Origin of the sequence: Streptomyces sp. YGL11-2 (genome assembly GCF_050054615.1) — a bacterium.
Classification (GTDB): domain Bacteria; phylum Actinomycetota; class Actinomycetes; order Streptomycetales; family Streptomycetaceae; genus Streptomyces.
The window spans coordinates 81,173-91,243 of the sequence record NZ_JBNHIN010000003.1; the positions used below are offsets into that span (position 1 = coordinate 81,173).

At 73.7% G+C, this 10,071-nt stretch carries 10 protein-coding genes; 5 read left to right on the plus strand and 5 right to left on the minus strand.

All coding sequences use genetic code 11. The features are described 5' to 3' along the window. The 3 genes from ACO1BR_RS05005 to ACO1BR_RS05015 all read right to left on the minus strand — a co-directional run. The coding region (locus ACO1BR_RS05005; protein ID WP_426793781.1) for a heavy metal translocating P-type ATPase at positions 1-2,259 on the minus strand (2,259 nt) is incomplete at its 3' end. Further along, the gene (locus tag ACO1BR_RS05010) at positions 2,256-2,441 is read right to left on the minus strand and encodes a hypothetical protein (RefSeq protein WP_426793782.1); all 186 of its coding nucleotides are present in this window, start codon (positions 2,439-2,441) and stop codon (positions 2,256-2,258) included. The genes ACO1BR_RS05010 and ACO1BR_RS05005, both read right to left, overlap by 4 nt. An 89-nt stretch (positions 2,442-2,530) precedes the next feature. Beyond that, positions 2,531-3,529 carry a helix-turn-helix transcriptional regulator gene (locus ACO1BR_RS05015; protein ID WP_426793783.1) on the minus strand — a complete coding sequence of 333 codons (999 nt, stop codon included), beginning with the start codon at positions 3,527-3,529 and terminating at the stop codon, positions 2,531-2,533. Positions 3,530-3,667: 138 nt separating this feature from the next. Here ACO1BR_RS05015 and ACO1BR_RS05020 point away from each other — a divergent pair, with 138 nt between their 5' ends. Beyond that, positions 3,668-5,191 carry an MFS transporter gene (locus ACO1BR_RS05020; protein WP_426793784.1) on the plus strand — a complete coding sequence of 508 codons (1,524 nt, stop codon included), beginning with the start codon at positions 3,668-3,670 and terminating at the stop codon, positions 5,189-5,191. Positions 5,192-5,352: 161 nt separating this feature from the next. After that, entirely contained in the window at positions 5,353-6,438 is a 1,086-nt protein-coding gene (locus ACO1BR_RS05025; RefSeq protein WP_426794001.1) for a magnesium and cobalt transport protein CorA, read from the plus strand. Between the two features lie 40 nt (positions 6,439-6,478). On the opposite strand, the gene ACO1BR_RS05030 is transcribed toward ACO1BR_RS05025, so the two are convergent. Both ACO1BR_RS05030 and ACO1BR_RS05035 read right to left on the minus strand, forming a co-directional pair. Next, positions 6,479-7,762 (minus strand): CynX/NimT family MFS transporter, encoded by a 1,284-nt coding sequence (locus ACO1BR_RS05030; RefSeq protein ID WP_426793785.1) that lies wholly within the window; start codon positions 7,760-7,762, stop codon positions 6,479-6,481. A 106-nt stretch (positions 7,763-7,868) separates the two neighbouring features. Then, entirely contained in the window at positions 7,869-8,576 is a 708-nt protein-coding gene (locus ACO1BR_RS05035) for a FadR/GntR family transcriptional regulator (protein WP_426793786.1), read from the minus strand. A gap of 175 nt (positions 8,577-8,751) precedes the next feature. Here ACO1BR_RS05035 and ACO1BR_RS05040 point away from each other — a divergent pair, with 175 nt between their 5' ends. From ACO1BR_RS05040 to crcB, 3 genes are read left to right on the plus strand one after another with little or no spacing between them, the layout of a single operon-like run. Further along, the gene (locus ACO1BR_RS05040) at positions 8,752-9,189 is read left to right on the plus strand and encodes a fluoride efflux transporter FluC (RefSeq protein ID WP_426793787.1); all 438 of its coding nucleotides are present in this window, start codon (positions 8,752-8,754) and stop codon (positions 9,187-9,189) included. Further along, positions 9,186-9,596, plus strand: coding sequence for a DUF190 domain-containing protein (locus ACO1BR_RS05045; RefSeq protein ID WP_426793788.1), 411 nt, complete (start codon positions 9,186-9,188; stop codon positions 9,594-9,596). The genes ACO1BR_RS05040 and ACO1BR_RS05045 overlap by 4 nt, the downstream gene beginning before the upstream one ends. Continuing rightward, complete coding sequence (crcB, locus tag ACO1BR_RS05050) at positions 9,593-9,967, plus strand: fluoride efflux transporter CrcB (RefSeq protein WP_426793789.1); 375 nt, start codon at positions 9,593-9,595, stop codon at positions 9,965-9,967. The genes ACO1BR_RS05045 and crcB overlap by 4 nt, the downstream gene beginning before the upstream one ends. Positions 9,968-10,071: the final 104 nt, after the last annotated feature.

Sequence of the window (10,071 nt, forward strand, 5' to 3'; positions counted from 1 at the left end):
GGCGAGGGCGCGGAAGCGGCGGAGCCGGAGGCTGTTGCCGACGACGAAGACCGAGGAGAAGGCCATCGCGGCGCCGGCGATCATCGGGTTGAGCAGGCCGGCGGCGGCCAGCGGCAGGGCGGCGACGTTGTAGCCGAAGGCCCAGAAGAGGTTGGTGCGGATGGTGCCGAGGGTGGCGTGGGCGAGGCGGATGGCGTCGGCGGCGGCGCGCAGATCGCCGCGGACGAGGGTGAGATCGCCGGCCTCGATGGCGGCGTCGGTGCCGGTGCCCATGGCCAGGCCGAGATCGGCGCGGGCCAGCGCCGCCGCGTCGTTGACGCCATCGCCGACCATGGCGACCGAGCGGCCATCGGACTGGAGGCGCGCGATGACCGCGACCTTGTCCTCGGGGAGGACCTCGGCGATCACCTCGTCGATGCCGACCTCCGCGGCGACGGCCTCGGCGACCGCCTTGTTGTCGCCGGTGAGCAGGACCGGCGTCAGGCCCAGGGCGCGCAGCCGGCGGACGGCCTCGGCGCTGGTGGGCTTGACCGCGTCGGAGACGATCAGCACGGCGCGGGCGGCGCCGTCCCAGCCGACGGCGACCGCGGTGGCGCCGGCCGCCTCGGCCTCGTTCTTGGCGGCGGCCAGCTCGGGCGGCAGGTGCAGGCTCCAGTCGTTCAGCAGCCGCTCCCGGCCGACCAGCACGGCGTGCCCGTCGACGACGCCCTGGACGCCCAGGCCGGGGACGGCCGCGAAGTCCTCGGGGACCGGCAGGGTGCCGGACGGCTCGGCGGCCTCGGCGGCGCCGGCGATGGCCCGGGCGATGGGGTGCTCGGAGGAGTGCTCCAGCGCGCCGGCCAGCCGCAGGGTCTGCTCCCGGGTCTCGCCCTCGGCGAGGTGGACGCCGGTCAGGGTCATCACGCCGGTGGTGACGGTGCCGGTCTTGTCCAGGACGATGGTGTCGACGGTGCGGGTGGACTCCAGGACCTCGGGGCCCTTGAGGAGGATGCCGAGCTGGGCGCCGCGGCCGGTGCCGACCATCAGCGCGGTCGGGGTCGCCAGGCCGAGGGCGCACGGGCAGGCGATGATCAGTACGGCGACGGCGGCGGTGAAGGCGGCCACCGCGCCCTGGCCGGTGCCGAGCCAGTAGCCGAGGGTGCCGACGGCGAGCGCGATGACGACGGGGACGAAGACCGCGGAGATCCGGTCGGCGAGCCGCTGGGCGGCGGCCTTGCCGTTCTGGGCGTCCTCGACGAGCCGCGCCATGCGGGCGAGCTGGGTGTCCGCGCCGACCCGGGTGGCCTCGACGACCAGCCGGCCGCCGGCGTTGACGGTGGCGCCGGTGACGGTGTCACCGGGGGAGACCTCCACGGGAACGGACTCGCCGGTGAGCATCGACGCGTCCACGGCGGAGGCGCCGTCGACGACCCGGCCGTCGGTGGCGATCTTCTCCCCGGGGCGTACGACGAAGCGGTCGCCGGCGCGCAACTCACTTACGGGGACCCGCACTTCCCGGCCGTCGCGGAGCAGCGCGACGTCCTTGGCGCCCAGTTCGAGCAGGGCCCGCAGGGCCGCGCCGGCCTTCCGCTTGGAGCGGGCCTCGAAGTAGCGGCCGGCCAGGATGAAGGTGGTGACGCCGGCCGCGGCCTCCAGGTAGATCGAGCCGCTGCCGTCGGTGCGGGCGATGGTCAGCTCGAAGGGGTGGGTCATGCCGGGCATGCCGGCGGTGCCGAAGAACAGCGCCCACAGGGACCAGCCGAAGGCGGCGAGGGTGCCGAGGGAGATCAGGGTGTCCATCGTGGCGGTGCCGTGGCGCAGATTGGTCCAGGCGGCCTTGTGGAACGGCCAGGCCGAGTGCACCACCACCGGGGCGGCCAGGGTCAGCGACAGCCACTGCCAGTTGGTGAACTGGAGTGCCGGGACCATCGCCATCAGGACCACGGGGACGGAGAGCGCGAGGGCGGTGAGCAGGCGCCGGCGGAGCGCGGCGAGGGGGTCCGGGGCGCGGTCGCCGCCGGCCTCCCCGGCGGCCGGCTCCGGGGCGGGCGGTTCGGGGACCGCGGCCGTGTAGCCGGTCTTCTCCACGGTGGCGATCAGGTCCGCGGTCGCCACGCCGCTGTCCGGCGCGAGCGCCACCTGCGCCTTCTCGGTGGCGTAGTTGACGGTGGCGGTCACCCCGTCCATGCGGTTGAGCTTCTTCTCGATGCGGGCCGCGCACGAGGCGCAGGTCATGCCGCCGATCTCCAGCTCGACGTGGTCTGCGACGGCGGTGGTCATGACTGCTCCTCGGGGTGCTGCGAGTGGTCCACGGTACGGGTGTGCCGCGCGGGAGGCACGTGGGTGGGGGCGTCCCGGTCGCCGGGGGCGAACGCGCGGCCGAGGCCGAATCCGGCGGCGAGGACGGCGAGCAGGATCAGTGCGTAGCCACCGAGCTTGACCGGGGTGGTCAGGGCCGTCATGGCGTCTCCTCATCGCGAGGCCGAGGGGCGCCGACGGCTGCCGGCGGCCCGTTCACTACGCAGAACCATATACCCCCATGGGGTATCCGTCATCGGGGCGCGTCCGTGTTTCCGGTCTCCTCCGGTGCCACCGCGCGGGCCACCCGGCCGGCCATCGCCCGCAGGTACCCGACCAGCTCCGGCGGCTCGTGCACCGTGAACTCATGGCCCACCATGGCCAGCCGCACCGCCAGCCAGGGCAGCGCGTCGGGCGCGCTGCGCCAGCGGCAGGACGCCTCGCCGAGCGGTTCGACGGTGCCCGCCGCCGGCCCGCCGAGCCGGGCGGCCACCTCGTCGGCCGGCCCGTGGACGGTCGCCACCGCCCGGTACCCGTCCGCGGCCGTCAGCCCGCGCATCCGTTCCCGGACGTACGCCCCGGCGTCGGCGGCGGGCAGCTCGCGCGGCGCGGTCCGCACGCCGGTGGCGAACGGCTCGGACAGCCGGTCCACACGGAAGATCCGCCAGTCGTCGCGGTCGTTGTCGTACGCGACGAGGTACCAGCGCCGTCCCGCGGCGACCAGCCGGTGCGGCTCCACCAGGCGCCTGCTGCGGGTGCCCGCGCCCGCCAGGTAGTGGAAGCGCACCCGCTCGTGGTTGGTGATGGCCGCGGCCAGCACCGTCAGATGCTCCGGGTCGACGGTCGGGCCGTCCCCGGCCGGCATCGGGACGGTGGCCGTGCCCAGCGTGCCCACCCGCCGCCGCAGCCGGGACGGCAGCACCTGCTCCAGTTTGGCCAGCGCCCGTACGGACGCCTCCTCGATGCCCTCGATGGTGTGCCCGGCGGTGGAGCGCAGGCCGACCGCGATGGCCACCGCCTCCTCGTCGTCCAGCAGCAGCGGCGGCATCGCGGTGCCCGCGGCCAGCCGGTAGCCGCCCTCCGCGCCCATCGTGGCGTGCACCGGGTACCCCAGCTCGCGCAGCCGCTCGATGTCGCGGCGGATGGTCCGGGGGGTGACCCGCAGCCGCTCGGCCAGCTCGCTGCCGGGCCATTCGCGGGGGGTCTGGAGCAGGGACAGCAGATTCAGCAGTCGTGCCGATGTCTCACTCATGGACCGATGATGGTGCAGGAAGTAGGACCGGAGCTGTCCTAGAAGCCCTCTAGTGTCGAGGACGTCGAGGCGGTGCCGGGAGTGCGGCGCCGCCGGCCCGGCCCCTCTGTCCCTCTCGGCTCCCTAGGAGACACGCCCATGACCGCGCCCGACCCGATCGCGCCCGACGCGGCCGAGGCGGCCCCCGTGCCCGCCGACCGCAGACGCTGGCTCGCCCTCGCCGTGGTGCTCACCGCCAGCTTCATGGACCTGGTCGACGCGACCATCGTCAACATCGCCATACCGAGCATCCAGAAGGACACCGGCGCCGGCTTCAGCGCCGTCCAGTGGGTCACCGCCGGATACGCCCTCGCCTTCGCCGTCGGCCTGATCACCGGCGGCCGGCTCGGCGACATCCACGGCCGCAAGAAGCTCTTCCTGCTCGGGATGGGGGGCTTCACCGTCGCCTCCGCGCTGTGCGGTCTCGCCGCGGACCCGGGGATGCTGGTCGCCGCGCGGGTGCTCCAGGGCGCGATGGCCTCGCTGATGGTGCCGCAGGTGCTGGCGATCATCCACGTCAGCTTCCCGGCCCATGAACGGGGCAAGGTCTTCGGCATGTTCGGCGCGGTGATCGGGCTGGGCGCGGTCTGCGGTCCGCTGATCGGCGCGCTGCTCACCCAGGGCGACCTCTTCGGCCTGCAGTGGCGCCCGATCTTCCTGATCAACCTGCCCGTGGGAATCGTGGGTATCGTCCTCGGCCGCCGCTTCATCGGCGAGTCCAGGGCGGCCACCGCGCTCCGCCTCGACCTGGTCGGCACGGCGCTGGCCACCCTCGGCCTGCTGATGGTGCTCTACCCGCTCACCCAGGGCCGCGAGGCCGGCTGGCCGGTGTGGGGCTTCGTCTCCATGGCCGCCGCCCCGCTCGTCTTCGCGGTGTTCGTCCGCTACGAGCGCACCAAGGCCCGCAGGGACGGCTCGCCTCTGGTCGAGCTCTCCCTCTTCCGGATCAGGACGTTCGCCGCCGGCGCCGGCGTGCAGCTCATCTTCGGCGCGGTCAGCGGCCTCTTCTTCCTCATCTGGACGCTCCACATGCAACTCGGGCTGGGCTGGGGCCCGTTGCACGCCGGGCTGACCGGCATCCCGTTCTCCCTCGCCTGCTCGGCCGCGGCCGGGATGTCCGTACAGAAGCTGGTGCCCCGCTTCGGCCGCAAGGTGCTCCAGGCCGGCGCGCTGGTCATGCTCTCCGGCGCCCTCCTCTACCTCTGGGCGGCCGGCCACTACGGCACCGCCATGCAGTCCTGGCAGATGGCTCCCGCGATGCTCCTGATGGGCGCCGGTATGGGCCTGATCGTCGCGCCGATCACCGACGTGGTGCTCTCCGAGGTGCCCACCGAGCACTCCGGCTCGGCCTCCGGCATCTTCAACACCACCGGGCAGGTGGGCAATGCGCTGGGTCTGGCCTTTTCGTCGGTGGCGTTCTTCGGGGTGGTCGGCGACGGCAAGGATGCCGGCGCGTCCTTCATCCCCGCCACCGGCAACTCCCTGTGGTGGATAGCCGGCGGTCTGGTGCTGGTCTTCGGGCTGCTGTTCCTGCTGCCGCGGCGGGCGCGGCAGCACGGCGCGCCCGACGCGGCCGAGGCGGACCCGGCCGCGGAACGGGACGAACGGGTGCTGGTCTCCTGACCGGTTCCGGCCGGGCGGGCGGTGTGGGGGAGCGCACCCCCGGGGGGCGTACAAGGGCAAACGGAGGGGATGGTTCCGATCACCTTCCGGTGCGGACTGCGCAAAATCGGCCCGTCCGCGGTACTCCTTGTGCGCCCCGAGGCGATACTGGCGCGGTGTCGATGATCAGCAACCTCCGCAAAGCCGTCCGGCTGCCGCAGCCGCGCCAGGGCGGCGTCGACCTCAGCCACCCCGCCCGCTCGCCGCTCGGCACCGCCGTGGTGAACTGCGCGGTGTACGTCTCCGGTGTGCGCCAGGACGGCCAGCGGTCGGCCGAGGCGGCGCTCCACCAGGTCCGCGCGTCCGGTGACGGATTCGTCTGGATCGGCCTGCACGAGCCGTCCGAGGTGGAATTCGCCGGAATCGTCGAGCTGTTCGGGCTGCACCCGCTCGCGGTGGAGGACGCGGTCCACGCCCACCAGCGGCCCAAGCTGGAGGCGTACGACGACTCGCTGTTCACCGTCTTCAAGACCTGCCGCTACGTCGAGCACGACCGGCTCACCGACACCAGCGAGGTCGTGGACACCGGCGAGATCATGGTCTTCACCGGCGCCGACTTCGTGATCACCGTACGGCACGGCGGGCACGGCTCGCTGGGCCCGCTGCGCGAGCAACTGGAGTGCGACCCCGACCAGTTGGCGCTTGGCCCGTCCGCCGTACTGCACGCCATCGCCGACCACGTGGTGGACGACTACCTGGACGTCGCCGCCGCCGTCCAGGACGACATCGACGACGTCGAGAGCGAGGTCTTCTCCGTACGGGGCGGTGGTGGCGCCGGCCGCATCTACCAGCTCAAGCGCGAACTCCTGGAGCTGAAGCGGGCGGTGACCCCGCTGGACCGCCCCCTCCAGCAACTCGCGAACAAGCCGACGCCGTACATCGACCCCCGGATCACGACCTACTTCCGGGACGTCGCCGACCACCTGGACCGGGTCCGGGAGCAGATCACCGGCTTCGACGAACTGCTCAACTCCATACTGCAGGCGCATCTCGCCGAGGTCGCCAACGCCCAGAACGAGGCGATGCGCCGGATGTCCGCCTGGGCCGCGATCCTGGCCGTCCCCACCATGGTCACCGGCATCTACGGCATGAACTTCGAGCACATGCCGGAGAAGAGCTGGACGTTCGGCTATCCGCTCGTGATGGCGCTGATGCTGGGGATCTGCTGGGTGATGCACCGCGGCTTCAAGCGGAACGGCTGGCTCTAGCCGTATCGGCTTGCGGCCCCGTCACCGCGGGCCCGCGCGCTCACCGTCCGGTCACGTGCCGCGGCCGGGCCGCGCCCAGGCCGACCGCGACCTGCGGGAGCAGCAGCGCCAGCAGGACGGCCAGCGGGACGGTCCAGGTGCCCGAGGCGTCGTGCACCGCGCCCAGGACGGCCGGGCCGGTGGCCGCGAGGATGTAGCCGAAGCACTGGGCCATGCTGGAGAGTTGGGCGGTGTGCCGGGCATCGGGGGCGCGCTGCACGATGAACAGCAGTGCGAGGCTGATCGCCGCGCCCTGGCCCAGGCCGAGCAGGGCCATCCACAGGTACGCACCGCCGACCGGCGCCACCAGCATGCCGGCGCAGCCGCTCGCGCAGAGCACCGCGCCGAGCGCCGCCAGCGCCCCGGCCGGCAGCCGGCGGCCGACGACGACCGGTGCCAGGAACGACCCCGTGATGCCCAGCAGCGAGGAGAACGACAGCATCCAGCCGGCGTCGCCCGCGCCCATCCCGGCGTCCTTGAGCATCGTCGGCAGCCAGGCGGCGGCTGCGTAGTAGCTCAGCGACTGCAGCCCCATGAAGCCGGTGACCTGCCAGGCCAGCGGGTCGCGCCACAGCCCGCGTACGGGACGGGCGGCCTCCCGGGCCGCGGCGGCCGGCACCCGGGTGCGGCTGCGGAGCTGCGGCAGCCAGACGAGCAGCGCGACGATCGCGAGCGCGCCCCAACAGGCCAGCGTGGCCTGCCAGCCGAGTCCGGCGGCCTGCTGCACGGGCACGGTGACACCGGCCGCGAGCGCGGCGCCGCCGAACAGCGACATGGAGTACAGCCCGGTCATCAGGCCGGCCTTCGCTGGGAAGTCCCGCTTGATCAGGCCGGGCAGCAGGACGTTGGCGACGGCGATCCCGGCACCGATCACGACGGTGCCGGCGAACAGCGCGACGACCGAGTCCAGCAGCCGCAGCCCGGTGCCCAGGCAGATCAGCGCCATCGTGCCGAGCAGCGACCGCTCCATGCCGAAGCGCCGGCCCAGCCGCGGCGCGAGGGGTGCGAGCAGGCCGAAGCAGAGCAGCGGCAGCGCGGTGAGCAGGCTGGTGGCGGCGGCCGACATGCCGCTCTCGGCGCGGATGGTGCCGGCCAGCGGGGAGACCGCGACGAGCGCCGGGCGCAGGTTCAGCGCCAGCAGGATGACGCCGACGCCCAGGTGGAGCGCGGGGCGCCCGGTGGCACCGGCCGGGGCGGGCGTGCCCGGGGGCGCCGCGGCCTGCTCAACGGGCCGCTCCGGCGCCGCCGTTATGCCTGCCGTGATGCCTGCCGGTCCTTCCGTCATGGGTGGTGGCCTTCCCTCGTCGCGTGGTGACGCGCGCGCGTCGGTGGTGTGCGGTCGGTGTGGTGGAGCCGGTGCGGCCGGGGCGCGGCGCGGCGGCGCCCGTCGGCTACGCGGTGCCCGTGGGCGGTTCGCGCAGCGCGTCGGCGGCCTCGGTGAGATGCGCCAGCGCCGCGCGCTCGGCGGCGTCCGGGTCCTGCGCCTCGATGGCGTCGACGATGGCGGTGTGCGCGTCCAGTTGGTGGCGCACCGCGTCGGGCAGCAGCGGAGTGGCCACCACCGCCTCCAGCGTGCCGCGCAGCGCGTCGGTCAGGTGCTCGTAGAGCTCGGCCAGCACGCTGTTGTGCGCGGCGGCGGGGACGGCCCGGTGGAACCGCATGTCCGCCTCCACGAACCGGGCCACGTCGCCGGACTCCCAGGCCCGGCCGCGCACCGCCAGCGCCTCGCGCAGCGCGGCCAGGTCCTCGTCGGTACGGCGCAGGGCGGCATGGCGGGCGGCGTCGCGCTCCAGGCAGGCCCGCACCTCGTACGCCTCCAGGTGGGCGGCGCGGCGCAGCCGCCGCTGCACGGCGGCGCCGAAGTCGCTGCGGGCGCGGACGTACGTCCCGTCGCCCTGCCGGGGCTCCAGCATTCCGGTGTGCACCAGCGCGCGGACCGCCTCCCGGACGGTGTTGCGGCCGACGTCCAGCTGCTCGACCAGGACCGGCTCGGCCGGGATCTTGGTCCCCACCGGCCACTCGCCTTCGGTGATCAGCCGCTCCATCTGCTCGATGACCAGGTCGACCAGGCTGGTACGGGCGGTGCTGCGCAGCGGCATCGGGCCGTCCTCTCGTCACGCTGCTCCCTCACCGGATTCACCGGCAGGATTCTACCGGTGATGGGAACATCCCATGTTTAGCGCTGTCAAATGGCCGGGCTTAACCTGAGGGCGTCGGCGATCTCGGCGGACGCGATGATCCCGGCAGACCCGATCACGTCAGTCACGGAGACACATGGACGAGCGAGCCCGCCGGGCGGCGCCCTGGCAGGGCGAGTGGCCGGTGATCGGCGCGGTGGCCGCGGGCGGTGCCGTCGGCGCCGTGGCCCGGTACGGCGCGGCCCTGATCTGGCCCACCGGTACCGGCGCCTTCCCGTTGACGACGCTCGTCGTCAACGTGTCCGGATGTGCGCTGATGGGCGTCCTGATGGTGCTGGTCACCGAGGTGTGGACGGCGCACCGGCTGCTCCGCCCGTTCCTCGGCACCGGCATCCTCGGCGGCTTCACCACCTTCTCGACGTATGTCGTGGACATCGAGCGCCTGGTGGAGGCTCACCGGCTGGCGGCGGCGCTGGCGTATCTCGCGGCCACCCTGTTCGCCGCGCTGGCGGCCGTGACGGCCGCGATGGCCGCGACCCGGGCGCTCTTCGGACTGAGGCGGCGGACGGCATGACCGACGGCACGGCGAACGGGGCGGTGAACGGGGCGACGGGCCGCGGGGTTTCGGCGCTGCGGCTGACGGTGGTCGTCGGCGAGCAGGAGGTGTGGCACCACCGGCCCCTCTACGCGGAGATCGTGCACCGGGCCCGCGCGGCGGGACTGGCCGGGGCCAGCGTCTTCCGCGGCATCGAGGGCTTCGGGACCACCTCCGTGATCCACACCCAGCGGCTGCTGTCGCTCAGCGAGGAACTGCCGGTCGCGGTGGTCGCCGTCGACGCCGCGGACCGGATCCGCGGGTTCCTGCCGCAGCTGGACGAACTCCTTGCGGACGGGGGCCTGGTGACGCTCGACCCGTGCGAGATGTTCGTGTACCAGGGGCGGCCGGACCCGGCCGCCGGCGGGGAGGGCGGACGCGGGTGAACTGGCTGCTGGTGGTGGCCGGTGCCATGGTCGGGGCACCGCTGCGCTTCCTCACCGACCGCTTCGTCCAGGCCCGGCACGACAGCGTCTTCCCCTGGGGGACCTTCGCCGTCAACGTGTCCGGCAGCCTGATCCTCGGCACGCTGACCGGCGCGGTCGCCGCCGGCGCGGCCACCTCGCACGCCCAACTGCTGGTCGGTACGGGCCTGTGCGGGGCACTGACGACGTACTCGACCTTCTCCTACGAGACCCTGCGGCTGACCACCGACGGGGCGCGCCTCTACGCGGCGGCCAACGTCGTGCTGAGCCTGCTCGCCGGACTCGCCGCCGCCTTCGCCGGAGTGGCCCTCGCTCGGGCCCTCTGGGGCTGACCCCGGCAGGGCCGCTGCCGCCGGGGCCCGCCAACCGCCCGGACATACGCGAGCGGTGGGGCTCCCGGAGGAGCCCCACCACAGGGGCGGAAGTACAGAAAACC